This is a genomic window from Bacillus sp. ISL-7 (assembly GCF_018613065.1).
Map to the genome: position 1 here is coordinate 1 of NZ_JAGGQW010000091.1, position 21,037 is coordinate 21,037.

At 37.7% G+C, this 21,037-nt stretch carries 24 protein-coding genes, 4 tRNA genes, 4 other RNA genes, 2 pseudogenes and 1 riboswitch; of the genes and pseudogenes, 6 read left to right on the forward strand and 28 right to left on the reverse strand.

Annotation, left to right across the window (positions count from 1 at the left end; translation table 11 throughout):
- Positions 1-192 precede the first annotated feature (192 nt).
- The 7 genes and pseudogenes from J7E66_RS29330 to J7E66_RS29360 all read right to left on the reverse strand — a co-directional run bounded on the left by J7E66_RS29330 (position 193) and on the right by J7E66_RS29360 (position 6,238).
- On the reverse strand, positions 193-819 hold the full coding sequence (locus J7E66_RS29330; RefSeq protein ID WP_215006963.1) for a class I SAM-dependent methyltransferase: 627 nt from the start codon (positions 817-819) through the stop codon (positions 193-195).
- Between the two features lie 75 nt (positions 820-894).
- Positions 895-1,023, reverse strand: a pseudogene (locus J7E66_RS29335) (YnfA family protein); the annotation flags it as partial.
- A 237-nt stretch (positions 1,024-1,260) separates the two neighbouring features.
- A complete protein-coding gene (gene ppsA, locus J7E66_RS29340) occupies positions 1,261-3,861 on the reverse strand; it encodes a phosphoenolpyruvate synthase (protein WP_215006966.1) in 2,601 nt (866 codons plus the stop codon).
- Between the two features lie 238 nt (positions 3,862-4,099).
- On the reverse strand, positions 4,100-4,315 hold the full coding sequence (locus J7E66_RS29345) for a helix-turn-helix domain-containing protein (protein WP_215006969.1): 216 nt from the start codon (positions 4,313-4,315) through the stop codon (positions 4,100-4,102).
- 10 nt (positions 4,316-4,325) lie between these two features.
- Positions 4,326-4,805 carry a DUF2975 domain-containing protein gene (locus tag J7E66_RS29350; protein WP_215006973.1) on the reverse strand — a complete coding sequence of 160 codons (480 nt, stop codon included), beginning with the start codon at positions 4,803-4,805 and terminating at the stop codon, positions 4,326-4,328.
- A gap of 117 nt (positions 4,806-4,922) precedes the next feature.
- Positions 4,923-5,405 carry a DUF2975 domain-containing protein gene (locus J7E66_RS29355; protein ID WP_215006976.1) on the reverse strand — a complete coding sequence of 161 codons (483 nt, stop codon included), beginning with the start codon at positions 5,403-5,405 and terminating at the stop codon, positions 4,923-4,925.
- 248 nt (positions 5,406-5,653) lie between these two features.
- On the reverse strand, positions 5,654-6,238 hold the full coding sequence (locus tag J7E66_RS29360) for a nucleotidyltransferase family protein (protein ID WP_215006979.1): 585 nt from the start codon (positions 6,236-6,238) through the stop codon (positions 5,654-5,656).
- A 105-nt stretch (positions 6,239-6,343) separates the two neighbouring features.
- On the opposite strand from J7E66_RS29360, the gene J7E66_RS29365 reads away from it, so the two are divergent.
- The 3 genes and pseudogenes from J7E66_RS29365 (at position 6,344) to J7E66_RS29375 (ending at position 7,202) form a co-directional block, all read left to right on the forward strand.
- The gene (locus J7E66_RS29365) at positions 6,344-6,427 is read left to right on the forward strand and encodes an NUDIX hydrolase N-terminal domain-containing protein (protein ID WP_251033203.1); all 84 of its coding nucleotides are present in this window, start codon (positions 6,344-6,346) and stop codon (positions 6,425-6,427) included.
- Between the two features lie 38 nt (positions 6,428-6,465).
- Positions 6,466-6,666, forward strand: a pseudogene (locus J7E66_RS29370) (IS3 family transposase); the annotation flags it as partial.
- 131 nt (positions 6,667-6,797) lie between these two features.
- Positions 6,798-7,202, forward strand: coding sequence for a hypothetical protein (locus tag J7E66_RS29375; protein WP_215006982.1), 405 nt, complete (start codon positions 6,798-6,800; stop codon positions 7,200-7,202).
- A 32-nt stretch (positions 7,203-7,234) separates the two neighbouring features.
- On the opposite strand, the gene J7E66_RS29380 is transcribed toward J7E66_RS29375, so the two are convergent.
- The 4 genes from J7E66_RS29380 to J7E66_RS29395 all read right to left on the reverse strand — a co-directional run bounded on the left by J7E66_RS29380 (position 7,235) and on the right by J7E66_RS29395 (position 8,822).
- The gene (locus tag J7E66_RS29380; protein ID WP_215006985.1) at positions 7,235-7,591 is read right to left on the reverse strand and encodes a fluoride efflux transporter FluC; all 357 of its coding nucleotides are present in this window, start codon (positions 7,589-7,591) and stop codon (positions 7,235-7,237) included.
- Positions 7,592-7,596: 5 nt separating this feature from the next.
- Entirely contained in the window at positions 7,597-7,971 is a 375-nt protein-coding gene (crcB, locus tag J7E66_RS29385; protein WP_215006988.1) for a fluoride efflux transporter CrcB, read from the reverse strand.
- 83 nt (positions 7,972-8,054) lie between these two features.
- Entirely contained in the window at positions 8,055-8,435 is a 381-nt protein-coding gene (locus J7E66_RS29390; RefSeq protein WP_215006991.1) for a YckD family protein, read from the reverse strand.
- 48 nt (positions 8,436-8,483) lie between these two features.
- Positions 8,484-8,822, reverse strand: a complete 339-nt coding sequence (locus J7E66_RS29395) for a PepSY domain-containing protein (RefSeq protein ID WP_215006994.1) — start codon at positions 8,820-8,822, stop codon at positions 8,484-8,486.
- A 328-nt stretch (positions 8,823-9,150) separates the two neighbouring features.
- Between J7E66_RS29395 and J7E66_RS29400 the strand changes: the two genes are divergently transcribed.
- On the forward strand, positions 9,151-10,527 hold the full coding sequence (locus tag J7E66_RS29400) for a cation:proton antiporter (RefSeq protein ID WP_215006997.1): 1,377 nt from the start codon (positions 9,151-9,153) through the stop codon (positions 10,525-10,527).
- Between the two features lie 209 nt (positions 10,528-10,736).
- Here J7E66_RS29400 and J7E66_RS29405 read toward each other — a convergent pair whose 3' ends face one another.
- A complete protein-coding gene (locus J7E66_RS29405; protein WP_215007000.1) occupies positions 10,737-11,234 on the reverse strand; it encodes a peptidoglycan recognition protein family protein in 498 nt (165 codons plus the stop codon).
- Positions 11,235-11,249: 15 nt separating this feature from the next.
- Positions 11,250-12,062 carry a protein phosphatase 2C domain-containing protein gene (locus J7E66_RS29410; RefSeq protein WP_215007003.1) on the reverse strand — a complete coding sequence of 271 codons (813 nt, stop codon included), beginning with the start codon at positions 12,060-12,062 and terminating at the stop codon, positions 11,250-11,252.
- 305 nt (positions 12,063-12,367) lie between these two features.
- On the opposite strand from J7E66_RS29410, the gene J7E66_RS32500 reads away from it, so the two are divergent.
- Positions 12,368-12,436, forward strand: a complete 69-nt coding sequence (locus tag J7E66_RS32500) for a DUF5808 domain-containing protein (RefSeq protein ID WP_308162629.1) — start codon at positions 12,368-12,370, stop codon at positions 12,434-12,436.
- Positions 12,437-12,572: 136 nt separating this feature from the next.
- Here J7E66_RS32500 and ffs (J7E66_RS29415) read toward each other — a convergent pair.
- From ffs (J7E66_RS29415) to J7E66_RS29485, 15 genes are all read right to left on the reverse strand, one after another.
- An RNA gene (ffs, locus tag J7E66_RS29415) (signal recognition particle sRNA small type) lies at positions 12,573-12,658 on the reverse strand.
- Positions 12,658-12,729, reverse strand: a tRNA-Asn gene (locus tag J7E66_RS29420). Before J7E66_RS29420 ends, ffs (J7E66_RS29415) begins: the two co-directional genes overlap by 1 nt.
- A gap of 67 nt (positions 12,730-12,796) precedes the next feature.
- Positions 12,797-13,159: a transfer-messenger RNA gene (gene ssrA, locus J7E66_RS29425) on the reverse strand.
- A 9-nt stretch (positions 13,160-13,168) separates the two neighbouring features.
- A tRNA-Ser gene (locus J7E66_RS29430) sits at positions 13,169-13,259 on the reverse strand.
- Positions 13,260-13,565: 306 nt separating this feature from the next.
- Positions 13,566-14,174 (reverse strand): DedA family protein, encoded by a 609-nt coding sequence (locus tag J7E66_RS29435; RefSeq protein WP_215007005.1) that lies wholly within the window; start codon positions 14,172-14,174, stop codon positions 13,566-13,568.
- A gap of 363 nt (positions 14,175-14,537) precedes the next feature.
- Positions 14,538-14,623, reverse strand: an RNA gene (ffs, locus tag J7E66_RS29440) — signal recognition particle sRNA small type.
- Positions 14,623-14,694: transfer RNA gene (locus J7E66_RS29445), tRNA-Asn, on the reverse strand. Before J7E66_RS29445 ends, ffs (J7E66_RS29440) begins: the two co-directional genes overlap by 1 nt.
- A gap of 67 nt (positions 14,695-14,761) precedes the next feature.
- Positions 14,762-15,124: a transfer-messenger RNA gene (ssrA, locus tag J7E66_RS29450) on the reverse strand.
- Between the two features lie 9 nt (positions 15,125-15,133).
- A tRNA-Ser gene (locus J7E66_RS29455) sits at positions 15,134-15,224 on the reverse strand.
- Between the two features lie 202 nt (positions 15,225-15,426).
- Positions 15,427-16,269, reverse strand: a complete 843-nt coding sequence (locus J7E66_RS29460) for an aldo/keto reductase (RefSeq protein ID WP_215007008.1) — start codon at positions 16,267-16,269, stop codon at positions 15,427-15,429.
- A gap of 85 nt (positions 16,270-16,354) precedes the next feature.
- Positions 16,355-17,371 (reverse strand): thiazole biosynthesis adenylyltransferase ThiF, encoded by a 1,017-nt coding sequence (locus tag J7E66_RS29465; RefSeq protein WP_215007011.1) that lies wholly within the window; start codon positions 17,369-17,371, stop codon positions 16,355-16,357.
- Complete coding sequence (locus tag J7E66_RS29470; RefSeq protein WP_215007014.1) at positions 17,368-18,135, reverse strand: thiazole synthase; 768 nt, start codon at positions 18,133-18,135, stop codon at positions 17,368-17,370. The genes J7E66_RS29465 and J7E66_RS29470 overlap by 4 nt, the downstream gene beginning before the upstream one ends.
- Before the next feature lies 1 nt (position 18,136).
- Positions 18,137-18,340, reverse strand: a complete 204-nt coding sequence (gene thiS / locus J7E66_RS29475) for a sulfur carrier protein ThiS (RefSeq protein ID WP_214715058.1) — start codon at positions 18,338-18,340, stop codon at positions 18,137-18,139.
- A gap of 10 nt (positions 18,341-18,350) precedes the next feature.
- Positions 18,351-19,481, reverse strand: a complete 1,131-nt coding sequence (gene thiO / locus J7E66_RS29480; RefSeq protein WP_215007017.1) for a glycine oxidase ThiO — start codon at positions 19,479-19,481, stop codon at positions 18,351-18,353.
- Complete coding sequence (locus tag J7E66_RS29485; protein WP_374103900.1) at positions 19,465-20,136, reverse strand: thiamine phosphate synthase; 672 nt, start codon at positions 20,134-20,136, stop codon at positions 19,465-19,467. Before J7E66_RS29485 ends, thiO begins: the two co-directional genes overlap by 17 nt.
- A gap of 86 nt (positions 20,137-20,222) precedes the next feature.
- Positions 20,223-20,331, reverse strand: a riboswitch (TPP riboswitch).
- A gap of 177 nt (positions 20,332-20,508) precedes the next feature.
- On the opposite strand from J7E66_RS29485, the gene J7E66_RS29490 reads away from it, so the two are divergent.
- Entirely contained in the window at positions 20,509-20,925 is a 417-nt protein-coding gene (locus tag J7E66_RS29490) for a DUF1284 domain-containing protein (protein ID WP_215007023.1), read from the forward strand.
- The last annotated feature ends 112 nt before the right edge of the window (positions 20,926-21,037 follow it).

Genomic DNA, 21,037 nt, shown 5'->3' on the forward strand with positions numbered 1-21,037 from the left:
GAAGTTTATTTTCATAGTAGTGTAAGTAGATTTGTTCACAAACTTATTCTTTTCCACTCACTTATTACAAGAATGCTGCCCAATTGATACATAAAAAAAAGGCTTCTTATTATTTAAGGAAAAGCAGCTGTAAATATATCCACATCCGATCTCCTAACAATTCACTTTTTTAAATTCATTTTATGATTATCTTTATATTTCTTTCTTACATTTTACAATTATAAATTTTATTGGAGGTTTATTTTTCATGTTCTTACTTGGCTCGTCAATTTCTGAAAACTCTACAAGTCCATATTTTCCAAATTCTTGTTTTATGGAGTCAGAATCATAAAAAAACATTTTTACGCCTTCCATTATCTCGAAATAGTCTTTATCCAATTGTTTACCCTTACCAAACATTGGAGCTTTTTTTGAAACAGTTGTAAAAATCATATATCCATTTGGCTTTAACTGATTATAGCAATCTTTAATAAACTTATCTCTCTCTCGATTATTCAATAAGTGAATAAGTGCATAGCAAAATATACCATCATAAAGTTTGTTATCAAAAGGCATGTCAGTTACTGAACCATGAAAAATACTAATATCAAGCCCATTTTGCCTCGCCAAATCAATCGCTGTTTTTGAAATCTCAATACCTGTAACATTTATTCCATTGTCAATAAAAACCTTTGCATTTCTACCATATCCAATACCTGGTACTAGTATATCTTTAACATTCCTTTCAAGGAAAAAGTCCTTTATTAAGATTGCGGAGTCTGTAGGTTCAAATCCCCACATCGTTTGGTTTTCTATAAAACTTGATTCCCAGAATTCCATTATATCTATCTCCTTTAGGTTTTATTTTAGTTTGTCTACTATGTTGACTCTTGCACTGTTACTTTAATAAGAAATTTATTGACGTGGTACGAACAAGATTATCGAAACACCAATTAAACATATTCCTGCACCCACCCAATCATAAAAATCAGGTGTTTTTTTATCTATGCCCCATCCCCATAAAACAGATAGCACTATAAACACTTCCTAACCATAAATCAATATTCAAAGTAAAACGTACTCTTATTCAATTATCCTGCTTCGTTACATTAGGTACAACATTTCACAATATATTCTGTGGAAAAAGAAAAAGGCGACCTTCATCTTGAAGGATCGCACCAATTAGTTGAACAAAAAACCTTAAAACATAAAAATAATTATTCTATAACAAAAGATAAGAATTTCAATATAACATCTTTCATACTGTAAGGTATTCAGCCATTACAATATTTCGATATACCCTTCTGTTCCATGCACGCGAATTCGTTGCCCGTCTCTTATCAGTTTGGTTGCATTTACTACCCCGACAACTGCTGGTAATCCATATTCACGTGCGATAACTGCTCCATGGGTCATCAGTCCACCAACTTCGGTAACTAGACCTTTTATGGATACAAATAAAGGTGTCCAGCCAGGATCAGTAAAGGAGGTGACTAATATATCACCATCTTCTAAATCAGCATCTTTCATGTTTAAGATGACACGCGCTCGTCCCTCTATCACTCCGGAAGAAACAGGCAGACCTAACATCGCTTCGGCTGGGAGATTTTCTCGTTTGTACTCACCCGTAATGATTTCACCATCAGACGTGATCACACGTGGGGGAGTTAGTTTTTCATATAATTTGTACTCGTCTTTTCGTTTGCTGATGATCTGGTAATCCAGTTTGTTTGTACGTACGACTTCGGGAAGTTCTTCAAAAGTGAGGTAGTAAATATCTTCTTTTTCATGAACTACGCCCGCTTTTACGAGTCGTTCGGCTTCTTTCAGTATAGCCTGCTTATAAACGAAGTAGCGATTAACAATGCCGTATTTTGGATATTCACGATAACCGATGAAATTCCGAATACGATCGATCATTCGTTTTGTCTCTTTGGCCTTTTGTTCACCATCCGGCAATTGCTTCAATCGAACTAATAACTCTTGTTCTTTTTTCAAAGCCTCCTGTTTCCCTTGCTCAAATTTCCGCTTGCCGGCATCAGGCTCAAAGTTTTTGATGATACTGAGAATCATGGGGACAAGTGTAACTGGTTTTTCGCTCCAACGAGTTTTCGTAATATCGATTTCTCCGCTGCACCGCATTCCATATTTGTTGAGATAATCATAGATAGCGTCCCGTGTTTCCTGTCCGCCATTAAACTTAACCAGTTCTTCCAAAAAGTTATCATCTTTTACATGTTGTAAATAATCAATTACTTCTGGATATGGACGAATCACATCTGCGACATCCAATAATGCTAGACCCATTTCCGAAGTAATATTGTTTGGTACAGATTGAGAAAGTATGTCTGCTACGTTTTTTTCACCTAACCACTCCATCATTTTTTCATTGATCCAATGTGAAGCATTTATAGCAGTCATAAAAACAGCTGTACTTTGTGGGTCAAATAAAATCTTCTTTAACTCTTTGATATCTTCCAAAATAAAATCAAATAGATCCGATCCTGATTTCGTTTTAATGTTTTGTTTTAACTCTTCTATCGACGTTTGACTGCGCTTAATCAACTCATGAACAATGGTCGGATTGTTTTCGATTTCTTCCGGCATATCTGTATTGTTTCTGTTGGGACTCGGTGCTTTTTGATCATTTGGTAACGATTTTATAAAATCTCCTCGCTCTACAACAGTCGTAAGTGCGTCTTTCATGAGCGGATCGTGTTGTCCCATGGTATTTAATAACATGTTTCTGCTGTCAGGTGAAGCCAGCATAGGTGTGACATCCACAAACAACCTTCCACCAGCTTTACGCATAGGTGCAGGAGTTATTAACAGGTGAAAAGACAATCCCAATGGTTTCATAGGGTCGGTCATCATTTGTTGATGACCAACAGATACATAGACGTGATTTTCTTGATCATTCGCTTCAGGGATGGGGAAAAGCGTCGTGATTGGACGGCTCTGGACAATATAACAAGTATCATCAACCAAACACCACTCGATATCTTGCGGGAAGCCAAAATGAGCTTCGATCTGTTTTCCGATGCGTGCCAGTTGTAAAATTTGTTGGTCGGTAAGAGTTTGAGTCTGTTGCTGATCGGGATCGATCTGCTGGGTCTCTGTTCCGCCTTCTTTTCGTCCATAAATAGCCAATTTTTTGGTTGCTATCCTCTTATCGACGATTTTATCTTCCTGTACTTTATAACAATCGGCAGATACCAAGCCAGAGACCAGTGCTTCTCCTAGCCCAAAACTGGCTTCGATTGATAGGAGCTTTCGGTTAGAGGTAATCGGATCAGCGGTAAATAAAATCCCTGATGCCTGTGGGAAAACCATCCGTTGAATGATAACGGATAAATACACTTGGCTGTGGTCAAATCCGTTTTGCATACGGTAGATTACCGCACGATCCGTAAATAGGGAAGCCCAGCATTTGCTGATATGCTGCAAGATGGCTTCTTTTCCGATGATATTTAAATAGGTGTCTTGTTGACCAGCAAAAGAAGCATGTGGTAAATCTTCAGCAGTCGCACTAGACCGCACTGCATATGCATGTTCATCGCCAAACTGGGAGAGATAATGAGTAACTGCGCACGCAACATTGGAAGGAATTTCTACTTCTATAATGAGTTGTCGAATCTTCCTGCTGATTTCACCAATTTGATCTCGATCCTCTACATTTAGCATTGTTAGTTGATCTAACAATGCTTGAAACGTTTCGTTATGTTCGATGGCTTTTTGATATCCCACTGTTGTAACGCAAAATCCTTCTGGTACTTGTATTCCTTGAATTTTTGATAATTCCCCTAAATTTACCCCTTTCCCGCCAACGAGCAAAAGCTGTGTTTTTACCATTTCCTGAAAACCGAGAACCAATGAACCCATTCTACATCCCTCCAACAAATCTCATTAAAGTTCTATTGCATTTTAGCAGTAGTAAATGAGAATAAACAGTCTATATTGACCATTTTTTATATGCTATAATTAAATTAGGAAGAGTTCAATTTTCAAATAAATATCTAAATCTTATCATAAGTGCCACTAGAGTTAATTAGAGGGGCTTTCTTAAAAAAATATCCATACCGGCAAACATTTCATAATCAATCCGTATTTTCCAAGTATTTTAAGTCTCTTCATCGCTTTTGAACTCTAAAATATCTCCAGGTTGACAATCCAATGCCTTACATATCGCTTCTAATGTTGAAAAACGAATCGCTTTTGCTTTCCCGTTTTTCAGAATGGAAAGGTTCGCCATTGTAATCCCAACCCTCTCCGAAAGTTCAGTTACGCTCATTTTCCTTTTAGCCAGCATCACATCAATATTGATTATAATTGCCAAGTTATCCACCTCACACTATTAAATCATTTTCAGATTTTATTTCTACGACTTCATGTACAAGCCTTTGGAGGACACCAGCAAAGGTTGCGATTACGCTTAAAGCAAAGGTCGAATATAATCCCATTGCTATGACACCTGCTCTGTCACCTTCCATATATATAGCAACAAAAATGATTCCTGCAACAATCAAGGCACTGATTGTGATGGCACAGCACTTGATAACCTTCAAAGCTCTAACAGATAATTCAGAGAAAGCCTTGTTCTTATCAATGTAAATTAAAAGTTTAAATGCTTTATACAACGCGATGAAAAATGGAATAGACAATAAATAAGCAGATAGTAAAAAGGGATATTGCAAGTAAGCAGTCTCTGGATGCGCTTCTGCATCTCTACTGGCTATCTCAGGCGCCCAAAATATACACAAAGCAAGTGCCACAATTCCAATCAGAAGAATAACTCCCTTTAGGAAAAATATTGTCCATCGGTTCATAGAAAACACCTCTCTAATAATGTCCATGCGTTACTTAGCGGTTTCATATCATTTACCTTTATTTTTCTTTTAGTCAGCATCACATTGATACTGATTATAATTGCTATGTTCTCCACCTCAGACCGTTAAATCATTGTCTGATTTTATATCAATCGCTTCTTTTAAAAGCTTTTGGAGAACAGCAGCAAAAACTGCAATCACCATGGAAGCAAAAGGTACAACCAATCCGACAAAGATGACTCCTGGGGCGTCGTCTTTCTCCGCAAAGAGATAGAAGAGCGGCAAGACTAGTACATGCAAGATACTGATTGTGATGGCACAGTGTTTGATTTTCTTTAAAGCTTTTACAGAAATTTGCGAGAAGGCTTTATTTTTGTCAATATAATGTAATAGTTTGAAAGCCTGATACAAAGCAAAGTAAAAAGGGATCGCCGATGCATAAAAAACAATGGAAACGAGATATTTTATATAAGCAAACTCTGGAAGCAATTTTGCTGCAACATTCCATATCTCAGGCACCAAAAAGATACACAAAGCAAGAACCGGAATTCCAATAAGAATATCAGCTATCTTTAAAAATAATGTTTTTCCTCTTTTCATAAAAGCACCTCTCTAATTTATTGTTAATTGGATTTTAATACTTTATTTATCGTTTTTCAATAATTTTTTATTAATTTTAAAAATATTTTTGTTGTAAAACAATTGTTTATTTTAGACAAAGATAAAAAGCATTTCTAATACAAAGAAATGCTCTAGAAACTTAAAATATAAAATTTATAAATTGTTCAATATAAAAATAATTTTAATTCATTTAAAGGTATCCAATCTAGATTTTGTATCGAAATATATCATCCTTTATAATAATCAATGGCTTTTTGGAAATCCTCCAGTGTATCTACATCCATTAATACTCCCGGATCATCTACATTTTTGTATTTTTTTTGGTAACCGCCCAGGACCGCACGCAAATTACTTTCTGAATTGGTTTCGATAATTTTCTGTTTCACTTCGCTTGATAATTTGATAGGGTGACCGCCTTTATAGTTAAAGCTGGGAATTACTACCTTCCCTTTGTGTTTTGCTATTAGCTTAACGGTCTCTTTTTTAACAAGCGGACAATCTCCGGGTGTTATAAAGAAGGTTGGGGCATTTACTTCGCTGCAGCCCTTTTGAATGGAAGTAAACATTCCCTGGTTAAAGTTTTCATTATAAACAAGCTTGATCTGAAATGAATAGGCATTTTTACTGCTGATTTTTGCCATTTCCTCTTGGATGAGTTCCGCTTGAAACCCAGCTACGACGATGACCCTGCTGCATAATCCTTCAAATTTAGATAAGGTATGCTCCAAGATGGACATTTCCCCCATAGGCAATGTCATTTTAAATGTATTTGCTCGGCTGGAATATCCAGCAGCTAAGACGATCGCTTCCATTTTATGTCCCCCCTCTATCTATCGTTTTATCTAAATCTTCTATTAGTCTTGTAACCCCACCTTTCAATTACATTTTATTTGATAATACTTATTATATATGAGATTTTGGAACCTAAATGGCTGGATTGGGCGAAACAACTTCAATCCATTGCGCAGGTCGGATTAACGTATAATTTTAAAGTCAAGTAGACTACAGATAATATATATTTGAGGAGAATCTACGATTATATGATAATGCAGTATCTGAAGCCACGTTCAAAATCATTAAAACAGAGTTTGTCAAAGGACGTTCCTTTGATTCACTGGAAGACCTGATCTGTGAGTTACATGATTATATACATTGGTTTAATCTTCTTCGTATTCACGGTACGCTAGACTATTTAAGCCCGATTGAATACAAACTTACACACCTTAAAAAAGTTGTCTAGTTTGGTGTTGACAATCCAGATATCCCTTTTAAAAAAGGCTGTAAATAGCCAATGGATAAGCATGTACATTCGCCCTTACAATTATAGACAACCCTCAATAAGATAGTAAAGAAGGAAGTGAGGAGTGTTAAATGAGTATTTTTATACTATTAACTGGGGCTTGTACTGTATTTTTCCTTTTTAAGTGCTTCTATTTTAGAAAAATGATAAAGGAAAAAAGAAAGGAATGGATTCAGTGGGGATTGGGTGTTGACTGTTGCTGCTTTTATAGCCGACCCTTTACGGTTGCCAATCAATACATCTCCATTAATGGATTCCAGGAAGTTGTTGACAAGAAAAGTCCCATTTGTTATTCGCTCGTAACAATGAATTGGTGGGGGAAAAGAAAGGTATTTGGACAGGGCTATATCCACGGCGATTATAAAGATTCAAAAGGTTTTCAAATATTCATGAAAAACATCCCAAATGGTGAAAACTACCAAATAGAGGTATTAAACGGATTTAATATGTCATTTGGACAGTTTCAAGTTAAGTAAAAATGTAAATAGCCTAGTGTCAATCCCGGATATTATGTGCTTGCAATCGAATATCCTAGGATAGCCAATAGAATGCCAAGAAAATAGCTGCTAGCCAAATAAAGAAAAAACTGTAAGTCTCTATGATTCCTTTTTAGCATAAAAAGTTCAAAATTAAATGTAGAAAATGTTGTGTATGCCCCCAAAAAGCCTGCACTTAAAAAAACACGAATGGAGTCTGTAATCCAATCACTTCCCATAAGAAGCCCAATTAAAAATGAACCTGTTGTGTTTACCATAAAGGTTCCCAATGGAAATAACAGAAACCTTGAGAAATACTGGTTTACAAAGTGCCTAACGATTGCACCGAAAAAGCCGCCTAAGCCCACAAGCCAAATTTGAACAACCATTCCCCTCACACTTCCCTTTTTTTGTAGGTAGAAAGAAAGAATCCGATGTATGCTAAGAAATACCCGCCAACCGAACTGACCACTATATAAGTAAATGCAATAATTATAAGTCCTTGATTTAAATAATGAACTACCTCTATGCTAAAAGTGGAAAAAGTCGTATAAGCTCCAATTAATCCTGTACCAATTCCGACGACAAACCATCCTGGTAATTCATACACTCTTGAAATCCCCTGAAGGAACCCTAACAAAAAACACCCGGTTAAATTTACAAATATAGTCCCAATAAATAGAAAAGAATCCAAACTTAAAAACCACTGGGAGATGGAAAATCTTAGTAAAGCACCGATGATTCCCCCTATACCTACGGATAAATACATGGTCATCCCACCTTTATGAATTATTTTATGCAGGACAACATAAAAAAGAATCAGGGCTACCCTGATTCTTTCCCTATTCGGTCTTAATCGTTATCATTATTATACCATTCTTCTTCCCATTCATCCGATTCATGCTCGGAGCACCACCGATAATTTCTTTTGTAAAAGGTTTTCACATAGTTATTCAACATGACATGTCTTAGCTTTTCTTGTGCTGGGGTCAATCCCCCTGCCTCAGAGTATACTTTAATTAAATCACTATAATCATGATGAATTTTGATATAAATTTGATCAAGTTTTTTTTGCTGTTCCGGGGTCAGCTTCACTTTTTTTGTACAATTCATCTCTGGATCATACATTTCATTTTCTGTTGGTTTATGGACTGCCCCCTTAGCCTGGGTGGCAGCTGATATGAACAGGAAACTGCAAAAAAGGATACAGGAAATCACGAATACTTTTGCCATTTTAGTGAACCTCTTTAACGTAAATTTTTTAATTTACTAGAAACTTAATCAGTCATCATGATCTTCATGGTCGTCATTGTCGTCGTCATCCCCGCTATGTCTTCCTGAGCCTTCCTTCTCTACCTCTAACACTTTACCGGTTGCTTTATCAATTTCCACTTCATACCTTCCATTTTTAGCTTGAATGATAATTTCATATTTTACCATTCCATCGTCTTTTTCAACATGTGCGCTTACAATCTTCCCGTTTACCTTTTTCAGTGCAATTTGTTTTGCTTTTTCCATACTTATACCCTCAAGCGGCTTTACTCCTTGGGCGTTGACAGATAGCAGGTTAATTCCAAACAGGAAATTAAATGTTAAAAACAGTGCTACTAATTTTTTCAATATTTTCACTCCTAATTTTTTTTTAGTATGTGGATTCAAAACCAAAATTATTCATAGTAATTCTAAATTATGAAAAAACATAATTTAGGGGCTGTTTCTTTTGAGTCTCATCAAATGTTCCCTTCCATACTGGGAAAGAGGGCTTCTTGTAACTTTATCATCCTTTTAACGTTTACTACAAACGCAGTTAGAAATGCTAGTAAATAAATGTAAGCATTTTGCATATGGTTTTTCCCTTAGAATATTTCCTTTGTCCATGTTATTAGCCCGAGCTATTTATGGGAAGGGACATAGGATATTGAACAAAGCTGAAAAAAGGAGGGGGCCAATGTTTAACTTTAGTTCTATCGATCTTAGTCATTTTTTGTTAGCAATGTCTGTTTTGTTAGGTTTGGCACATTTACTGGGCTATTTGGCTGAGAGGTTAATGGTGCCAAGGGTCATCGGCGAAGTCACAGCAGGACTTGTTTTAGGGCCAACAATACTTGGGTACTTTTTTCCCCATGCCTTTACTTGGCTGTTTGCTGGTTTTCCACAGGAAGATCGAATGTTTGGACTTATGTACCAAATCGGTCTAACTTTACTCATGTTCTGTTCGGGGTTAAATATGCATACAAAATTAAAAAGAGGGGACGGGAAAATCGTAACGGTGATTGTGCTTGCATCTACTATTCTCCCGTTTGCCCTTGGGTGGCTTGCTACTTATTTACTTGATTTCAAACAATTTCTTGGTCCGGCTAATAGTAATTTTGCAATCAAAATCGTCATCGGGATTTCAGTTTCAGTAACCTCAATTCCGGTCATTTCAAAGATTTTTCATGACTTAGGAATTATGCATTCAAGGTTTGCAAAACTGGTAGTAGCAATTGCAGGAGTCCATGATACTTTCCTTTGGGGAGCTCTTGGAATAGCTACAGCGGTTGCCGAGCATGGCGGGCCTGTTACGGTTAGTACAGTTTTTAAAAGTATCGGCATTACGACAGCGTTTGTTATCGTTACCATTTTTGCTCTCTATCTTTTATTTAAGAAATTAACGATTCGAAAAGGGAATTTCTTATTTAGAGCTTCACATATTGGGTATTTCTTATTTATCGTGTTCGTCGTTTCCGCCATTGCAGGTTATCTAAATGTAGAAACCATTTTTGGGGCTCTGTTAGCTGGAATTGGAGCAAAATTAACTTTACCTTCAACGTTGTTTGAGCGTTTGAAACAGTCGGTTGTACACATTTCATTTTCTTGGTTTATTCCTGTATACTTTGCTGTCGTTGGTTTAAATTTAAATCTTGCAAAAAATTTCCAAACACTTTTTTTTCTCAAATATTTGATATTTGCCACTCTCACTCAATCCATTATTGTGTTTTTTGCCTGTAAGATTATTCGTCAAAATTTTTTAACAAGTATGAACTTTGCGATGGCAATGAACGCTAGAGGCGGCCCGGGAATTGTTTTGTCAACCGTTGCTTTTTCAGAAGGAATTATTAACCAGGATTTCTTTGGGATTCTTGTAATGCTATCCCTAATAACATCGTGGATGGCAGGTTCATGGCTTCGTTTTGTCTTAAATAAAGGCTGGATATTTATGCCGGGGGATGAAGGGCTACTTTCAGAAAAATCCTATAACAATAATGATATAATCGATTTACAAAAACAGATTCAAATTGACCATGAAACCCGAAACAAACGTTTAAGCAATACCCTTTCATAACGAGATTAAAATCTTAAATAAACATCCAGCATTACCCTTTTGATTTATAGGACCCAATCCATTTTTATGAAATTATTGAATTGAACATGAAGAACTTTTATAAATATTTAAAAAAATGGCTTAGAGAAAACTCAAAGCCATTTTTATGTGAATTATCTGTTCTCTTTTAAGGTACCCGCATAAACTTTATAATGTGTCTTGTTTGAACTTCACTCTTTATCTTTATAATTTGGCCACTGCATCTTAATAGATTCTCTGAATTGGCCCATATTAAAGTTTTTACCTGGACAACTTTTTGTGACCCCTTTTAATTCACGATGTCCCAGAATGTGAGTAGTTGATAAATTAAATTGATGTAAAAGGAAAATGCATAGTTTACTCAATGATTTTAGCTGCTCTATTGATGGAGTATGAATATCAAAATTACCAGCTATACAAATACCTATTGATTTTTCATTATATGAATATGCGTGTGCTCCAACATGGTATCCTCTTCCTTTAATAATTTCACCATTTTCCTCAATAAAAAAATTGTACCCTATTCCACTCCATCGACGATGATCCTGATGAAACCTATGCGTCTTTTTAATATCCCAACCTATTTCTTCTGTATGGTGTACAATGATGTACATGACATCTTTTAAAGCAATAAGCGGTTCTTTAAACGATAAATTAATATCTTTAATCAATCCCGGTTCTACTTTCATGTGGACTTCTCCTCATCACATGAGCTTAATCATGATCCCCGTCTTATCATCTGAACGAAGATTATTCCTTTTCTCATATTGTTCTAAGACACGAGAATATACTTGTAAACCGATTGTATGTATCTGTTTAAATGTTTCTTCAATTGAATAGTTTGGATGAAAAAGGCCATCTGTTATCATTAATAATGTTTTGATTTCACTGATATTTACTTGACCATGCTGAATAAAATTGAAAACTTCTTTTTTTCCATTAGCTACAGAGTAACCATATTCCTTATTAGCTAATGAACGATTAAAGATAAGCTGTTGAGTACGATCCAGATAATACTCCTCATCTGGAATTTTAATTCCTTGCTTTCTTTGTTCTTCACGCCATGCCTTCGCTCTATAACTTATATCTTTTACAGTATCCCTTGTTAAGGCATTTATGGTTCCGTTTTGATACTCAGCAATGATCATACAATCACCAAGCTGAGCATAAGAAATCTTTCCGTCTTTTTCAATCTTTATAATTGCAGCACATGTTGACCAAAGATTTTCATATTTTTCCTGATTCACCTTGTATTTTTCCATGCGTGCTCTCAACATTCTATTAGCAGCCATGACTCCTTCAACTAATGAAAGGTTACTTCGGTAGAGTCTAAAGAAATAATCTTTAAATATATTTGATGCTAAATATGCACCGTTCCTTCCGTTTTCATCTTTGAATGGCAATAATGGAGTTGCCCCATCAAAAACCCCATAGACATTTATCTTTTCATTTAATACAATTGAATCTTCACTTACACTTTTATGAGGGGCAGCACATAAAAAAGACTCAACTTTCATTGGTTGTCCACCTTCTTTTTATCAAAATTAACAGTAAATTGATTAATTATATAAAGACATTATATGGTTTAATGAGGAAATTTATTGTTACTAATTTTCTGTTTCTTAAATAAGGTGCTGCACCCTTCACTAACACACTTTGTTTGAAATCATTTTGGAAATCACCTACATACAATTAATATTATTAATTATAAAATAAAAACGCAGTTGAAAGTTCGATTCAATTGAACTTTCAACTGCCTTTTATAACTATTGGACTTTTTCAGTGCTCTCGTTGAATACAGAAATCATCTTCTCCATGTGGCATAACCTTTTTTGTTGAAAAGAGATTCGGCGTTGGCTGTACCCTTAATTTTGGCAACTCTATCGGTTAGATCATCGTTTTAGTACCATTAGTAACAATCATCATGTTTCGATATTTATAGGGATAAATTTCTTAGAAATAAAAAAAGTCACATCCGTTTATTGGAGGTGAGTTTTAGGGTATCTTTTAGCGATTTTGTTTTGTCCTATGTAATAGCCCACACAATTTCACTAGTTATGGCTGCTGCGTTCCCGCCCTGACCCGTTTCCTAATGTCCTTGTTGGACTATGACTCCGCAGGTAGGACTCGAACCTACGACCGATCGGTTAACAGCCGATAGCTCTACCACTGAGCTACTGCGGAAAATTTCTAACTTCCTATTTACATGATCATCGGGTGATGAATCTAATTCAAAATGTTTTTTGTTGCTTAGTGGAAATGACGGGAGTTGAACCCGTGTGCAAAGATATTGGCACTTATACTTCTACGAGTGTAGTCAGTAGAATTGATTTCACTTACTTCTTTAGCCTACTGACAGGCGTTGAAGCAGCTAGTCTGGTTAGTCTCTTCCTTCATCCTCAGACGGTGGAATTCGGCGTAGTCCACTTATCATAAGTCCCTTACCCTACCACATGGACGATGGAGGGAGGAACCGCTATCGTCTGTTATTAGGCAGCGAAAGCGAAGTTGTTGTTTTGTTTGCCAGTTATTAGGCTTTATCGTTTTTACGAGGACGATTCCCTCGACTCGCCATATAAGCTCAAACTATCCCTGTCGATACCAAGACATCCCCATTATATAATGGCAGAGAAGAAGGGATTTGAACCCTCGCACCGGTTACCCGACCTACACCCTTAGCAGGGGCGCCTCTTCAGCCACTTGAGTACTTCTCTGTAATAAAAGCTTACCGTCAGTTCCGTTAAGAACTTACAAGAGAAATATATCATGTCTGCTAAATCGATGATAGCTGTAAATTTCGGTAGTTCAAAAGTCCTATATCATTGTTTTTTTCTACTTCAATCACTTGCAATTAGTGTAAAAAATTCCGTTTAGGTTGAAAAAAAGCATTACAATTAACAGTTTTGTAAAAATTACTGAAGAAATTAATTATCGTTAGTGGACAAACAATGAGTTTGACAATTAACCTCGCCATAAGAAATAACTCCTTTTTTAGTTTTAGTTTTTAATGGAAGCCACTTTTATGAAATATCCCTTTTTAATAAACTTCTTCTCCTCCATAAAAAATAAATCAATATTGAAAGGACCAATAAGCTCGTAATTAAATAAATACTATATGTCGATATATATAGTTCCACACTAGTCCAATTTTCCCCTAATATTCTTCCTAGTGTGATAAAAGTAATACTCCATATTAATGCACCCGTAAAAGCGTAAATCGCAAATTTTCTAAAGGGGAAGAGATTGACAGCAGCTATATATGCTGTAAGATGACGAACACCAGGAATAAAATAACCAAGTAATAAAAGATAAGGACCGAATTTCCTGAATAATTTCTTTGTTCTATTAATTTTTTGCTCAGTAATGTGAATTTTTGGTCCAAACTTTTCTAATAAAGGCAATCCAAATTTGTAACCGATGAGGTAACTAAGCGAAATCCCCCCCATGGCTCCTACAAAGGCACTTATTATTGACATTATGTATGATAATTTTCCCTGAAACACATTGTAACCAATATATGTAAGAAGAACCTCATCGGGTATAGGAAGTCCAACAATACCACCGATTAAGGCGAAGGTTATTCCGAAGTACCCATATTGTTCTAGAAGGTACGCAATATGATTCTGCATTTTCTCATTCCACCTTAAGATAATTCTAAAAATCACTTATATTTTTTTTATTATCAGAAGTATTTTAATAAATAAAAAAGAAGGTACTTTCTTTCCACTCTAACAGTTTGCTCAACTTAAACTGCCGCTTTATTAAAAAAGCCAACAAATGGCAGCTGGTCTTCAACTCATGTACTCGTTACTTTAAGTACAATTCTTTAAAATCTGTTTCGTTAATTAAATCAAAAATAGACGATGCTTTATATTAAAGCATCGCACCTGTTAGTTATACTAGTCCCTTTTTAACCAATATACAAATTTTTTAACAATATATAAAAATTGGATGTGACTTTTAGGATATATTTTAGCGTTTTTGTATCGTCCTATGTAATAGCCCACACAATTTCACTAGTTATGGCTGCTGCGTTCCCGCCCTGACCCGTTTCCTAACGTCCTTGTTGGACTATGACTCCGCAGGTAGGACTCGAACCTACGACCGATCGGTTAACAGCCGATAGCTCTACCACTGAGTTACTGCGGAAAATTTCTAACTTCCTATTTACATGATCATCGGATGATGAATCTAATTCAAAATGTTTTTTGTTGCTTAGTGGAAATGACGGGAGTTGAACCCGTGTGCAAAGATATTGGCACTTATACTTCTTCGAGTGTAGTCAGTAGAATTGATTTCACTTACTTCGTTAGCCTACTGACAGGCATTGAAGCAGCTAGTCTGGTTAGTCTCTTCCTTCATCCTCAGACGGTGGAATTCGGCGTAGTCCACTTATCATAGGTCCCTTCCCCTACCACATGGACGATGGAGGGAGGAACCGCTATCGTCTGTTATTAGGCAGCGAAAGCGAAGTTGTTGTTTTGTTTGCCAGTTATTAGGCTTTATCGTTTTTACGAGGACGATTCCCTCGACTCGCCATATAAGCTCAAACTATCCCTGTCGATACCAAGACATCCCCATTATATAATGGCAGAGAAGAAGGGATTTGAACCCTCGCGCCGGTTACCCGACCTACACCCTTAGCAGGGGCGCCTCTTCAGCCACTTGAGTACTTCTCTGTAATAAAAGCTTACCGTCAGTTCCGTTAAGAACTTACAAGAGAAATATATCATGTCTGCTAAATGGTTGATAGCTGTAAAATTTGGTAGTTCAAAAGTCCTAGTTACATCATTAGAACTTTTGGTTAACATATATTAGAATATTTGTATAAAAAACATAAGGCCTCTCTTATGATTGGATGAGGCCGCAAGTTCATACGGTTTAAAATTCTTCGTATTCTGCAGGATCTTGGTTGTTTATTCTGCCATCAGGGCGAGTTAATCCTGAAATGATACTCATTTCTATTTCATCTAAGGAGAAATCAAAAATAGATATATTTTCAAACTGCCTTGCAGGAGATGATGATTTAGGAATGGCAATGGCCCCAAGTTGATAGTGCCAACGTAAAATAACTTGTGAAATAGACTTGTTATGATGATCGGCAATCTGTTGAAGGGTATCATTTTGGAAAACTTCATTTGCTCGAGCTATTGGGCTCCAGGATTCCGTTGTAATGTTATTTTCTTCATGCCATTTTCTTTGTGGTGCTTGATTGAATAATGGGTGTAATTCGATTTGGTTAATGCTAGGTTTCACACCTGTTTCTTTTTCTAAACGCTCTATATGTTCAGGTAAGAAATTACAGACACCGATCGAACGAATAAGCCCCCATTTTTTAGCATCAATTAATGCTTCCCAAGCTTCCAAGTATATGTCCTGTTTAGGATTTGGCCAATGAATGAGATATAAATCATAATAATCTAGATTTGCTCGAAATAACGATTCTTGAATGGTCGCAACCGCCCTGCCATAGGTTTGATAGCGACCGGGCAGTTTCGATGTAATCTTTAATTTTACTCTTGGAACAGAACTGCGTCTAACAGCCTCTCCAACCGTGCCTTCATTTTCATAATTATAAGCAGCATCTATTAGTCTATATCCCATATCAATTGCACTTAAGATCGAATGAACACCATCATTCCCTCTTAGCTTATATGTACCCAAACCGATTACTGGCAAAGTAAGCCCATCATTAAGTGTAATTTCTGGAATTGATTTATCCATCATTAATCACTCCATTCCATAATTATCAAGTTTAACATAATTTTGGTAACAATTCATGGAAAGACTTAATCGCCAATGGTTTTCATTACCCTAAGTATCGATGGTATAGTGCCTTTGCTTCGGAAATATCCTTGGTTCCGTGGACTAACACCCTTCCGTCTTTAAAAATGACTAATCGGTGCGGATCCACTGTATATGTTAATAGATACGGATTTCTCTGTACTGTTCCCCCTTGATTTGCCAATAATTTTTCTAACGCTACTAAGTCACGCAAGGCGGGAAGCGCAGGACGTATCTGAACAGAATCTCTTCCACAGAGGACAGCTGTCTTGGTTTGATTTTCAAAAGCTAAATAGGGGAAGGAACGTTCTTTCCCACAGGTTGGACAATCTTCTTTTTTCAATTTATCTACCTTGATCGTACTATGTTGATTTTTCCACAAGTCAAAAGACACGAGTTTGCTCCGAAGAGAATCCAGATCGCCAACCAAAATTTTCAAGGCTTCACTTATTTGATACGCAACGACCATGTTTACAGCTGGACTTATAATTCCAGCTGTGTCACAGGTTAATCCGCCTAGCGGAACGGTTTCAAGTAAGCAAGCAAGGCAAGGTGTTTTTTCTGGAATAATCGTGTAGGATATGCCGTAGCTTCCCACGCATGCCCCGTAAATCCAAGGGATGCCCACCTTTTGTGCTACATCATTCATGATCATTCTTGTTTCGAAATTATCGGTTGCATCAATCATCAGATCCACATTTTGAGCCCAGTCAAGAAGCTCGGTGACGGAGGCATCACCAATGATTGCCTCAATCAGCACCGAAGAGTTAATCGCTGTTAAGCGGTTTTTGGCTGCGATGACTTTGGGAATTCGGTTTTTGGCATCTTCTTCAGCATAGAGCTGCTGTCGCTGTAAATTCGACCATTCGACATAATCCCGATCCACAATGGTTAGTTTCCCTACTCCAGCACGGACAAGGGCTTCGGCACTTCCTGAACCGAGTGCTCCCATTCCGATGATAAGTACATGTTTCATGGAAATTAGCTGCTGTCCTTCTTTCCCAATCGGTGAAAATAGTTCTTGTCGTGAGTAGCGATTCACCCGATACTCATTCCTTCCTTGGGACTGCTGGCTGTCGCATATCTCTTTTTCTCGATTCGGCCGGCTTCAAAGCCTAATCGTCCCGCTTCGATCGCTAAACTCATGGCTCGAGCCATTTTGACCGGATCGTTTGCTGCTGAAACAGCCGTATTTAATAACACCCCATCAGCACCTAATTCCATCGCCAATGCTGCATCAGCTGGGGAGCCAATACCAGCATCCACAATCACAGGTACGACCGCTTGCTCGATAATAAAGCCTAGATTAACAGGATTGATGATCCCTTGACCGGATCCAATGGGCGAGGCCCCAGGCATGACCGCATGACAGCCCACTTCTTGGAGCTTTCGAGCTAAAACCACGTCATCGGATGTATAGGGGAGGACAATAAATCCTTCCTTCACTAATTCTTCCGTTGCTTTAAGGGTTTCAATCGGGTCAGGAAGTAAGGTGTGATCACAGCCAATCACTTCCACTTTAATCATATCGCATAGTCCTGAAGCTTTCGCTAGTTTTGCGATCCGGACCGCCTCTGCGGCTGTTTTTGCTCCAGCAGTATTAGGCAGAAGCTTATATTTTTGAGTGTCGAGCTGTTCTAAAAAATTCGGCTGGCTTGGTTCAAAAATATTCATTCGTCTCACCGCAAACGTGAGGATTTCTGCTTTCGACACTTCCACTGCTGCCTTTTGGATTTCAAAGCTTGGATACTTTCCCGTACCTAGTAACAAACGAGATTGAAAGGATAATGAACCTATTTTTAACATGTCAACCGCCTCCTACAAAATGGACTATTTCGATTCGATCTTTATCTGATATTCTCGTACTTTGGTGCTCTAGCCTGGTTAATATTTCACCGTTTACTTCCACAACAACGACCTTATCTTGAATGTCATGATGTTTGAGAACATCTGAAACAGATACGATTTGGTCGGGTAATTGGATCCACTCGCCATTTACTACTACCTTCATGGTATACCTCCTAACTAACCGTTTCTTTGTGCCGTTCTAGGTGAAAAGCAGAGAGTAGTTCCTGATCTAGTAAGCTACCTGACACTAGGTCCGCAACTAGTTCCCCTGTAATCGGGCTTAATAAAATTCCATTTCGATAATGGCCTGCTGCCAGGAACAACCCACGCCAGCTTGGATGTTCGCCCATATAAGGGATTCCGTCGCCTGTCTGCGGTCTGACTCCAGCCCATACTCGCTCCCATGCTGCCTCCTTAATCTGTGGAACTAATTGAGTCGCTCTTTCTATCAATGTAGCAATCCCTTCAGGAGTTACCTTGGTATCAAAGGTATTTTCAATCACAGTCGCACCTATATAAATTTCCCCATTTTGTTTGGGTACTAAATAACAACGTTTGTCGGAGAAAATGGTCGAGTTAATGATCGGCCTTTCTGTTCTAATCGAAAAGCATTCTCCTTTAACCGGATACACAGGAATATCGATTCCTGATTCTTGCATTAATTTCGCCGCCCAAGCTCCAGTGGCAACAACCACCTGTTCACAATGGATGACGCCGATGCTGGTGTTTACCCCTTTTACTTGACCGTTTTCATAGACAAAAGACAGAACCTCCGTCTCTTCACATATTTTGGCACCAAAATGTTCCGCGGATTTAGCAAAGGCTTTTGTTAACTTTGTTGGTTGCACATGCCCATCACGGGGAAGATACATCCCTCCAGCTACACTTGGTGTAAGAGATGGTTCCAGCACACGTACTTCTGTTGCATCGAGCCAGGTAATGGTTGGATCCCATTTTTTTTGAAAGGTGACCTGTTTTTTTACCTCGAGCGCTATTTCTTCGGTTTCGGCAATTTTCACCATGCCTTTATTCACATACTCAATATCAATTCCTGTATATTCAAATAACTCACTTGCGAGCGTTGAAAACATCGCTTGACTTTTTAAAGCCAGCTGAAATAAGGGACCGTCTTGTTCCAGCTCTGCTTGTGCTGCCAGCATTCCGGCAGCCGCACTGGACGCTTGGCAAGCCACTCGTCCCTTCTCAATCACGACGACTTTTCTTCCCCTTTTTGCAAGCTGATAGGCAATCGAGGACCCGATAATTCCGCCACCGATAATGGCCACATCAAATGAATTTTCCACTTTGTTCATCTCCATATAATACATTTAGGTAAGCCTTAACTGCTGCTAATGGATCGGGAGCATCTAAAACTCCTGACATGACTGCGATTCCTTTTGATCCTGCTTGAAGTACCTGCCCCGTATTTTCAGGTGTGATCCCGCCGATGGCTATTACCGGGATGTCTAATTGGGTGAGCCTTGCTAATTCCCTTAGTCCTTTTGGGGTCTTACCCGGTTTTGATTGCGAAGGAAAGACATGGCCATATAGCACGTAATCAGCACCATTCTCTTTTGCTTGTTGTCCTTCCTCGTAGGAGTGGATGGAGTTCCCGAGCAAAAGCTGAGGAAAGTTTTCTTTCACAAGCGCAGTATCTAAACTATGGAAGGCTAATTGAACTCCTCTAGCCCTTGTAACGCAGGCAACATCGACTCGGTCATTAATGATAATCTTTGATAGTGGGATGTTTTCATTTGTTAACCGTCGGACGGCCTGGAAAAGTTCCTTGGCTGTTTTTTGTTTTTCCCGCAAATGAATCGCGGTTATATATGGATGAATTTCGCTTATAATTTCACATAACTGTTCAATTGGCATTTTCCCATTGGAGATAATATGTATCTCTTTATCTTTTATACTAGTTGAAATACCCGTTCCCCCTTTTAAGCAGATTCCGAAGATCGAAGGCCTAAAGTGAAAAACAAAAAACCACTTTCTTTAGGTAAGAAAGTGGTCGAAAATTCGAAATAGAAACATACGTTCTTCAAATATCCCGTTTTCCACTTCCCTACGCTGGTATTACCCAGATCAGGTTCATAGAGTCCCGAAGTAGTACTTCAATCTCAGCCCTTTAAAAAGGCACCTCTAGCGGATTTGCGTCATTTATGTAATTGTCATGTAATGATTTCCCTGCAAGAATAATGTTAACACTTCGGGTAGAAATGTCAAATGTTTTTCTTATTTATGGTAGAATAAACCCTATAGATGTTAACCAAATTATAATTATAGTTTACTTTTAAAATCTAAATGGAGTAAACAAACAGGGGGAGAATAATGTATAAGCTACGAGGACATCATCTTTTTTGTCTTCTAGGGTATCGGGGAATGGGCTATTCCCAAGAATACGTGGAAAATATGACACTTTTGCATCAAACCTTGAGAAACAACCCAAAAACGTTGATTCTGCTTGTAAAGGGACCAGATCAGTTGTGTGAAAAGTTCCCTAATTCAGGTGAATACCATTGCCAAGACGACCAGATCGATGAAAGAGATGCCGTTATTTTAGACAAAATGAATCTTAAAATCGGACAAATTCTTAGATGGGAGGAAATAGAGTCCCGTATCCTAAAACATGTCATCCCCGCCGATATTCAAGTTGTCTGTGAAACTTGTTCTTGGCGTTCTTACGGGGTTTGCGAGGAAGGTATTCGAGAGATTCATGATAGGAAGGGCTTAAGAAAAATTCAATAAGCTTCATCAATTCAATGCCCACATGCCCACAGGGACGGTTCTTTTGGCCTTTTTTAATCTCTTTCCTTGTCCTAGAAAGCCAGTAGAACTGTCCGAAGCCACTGAAAAAGTC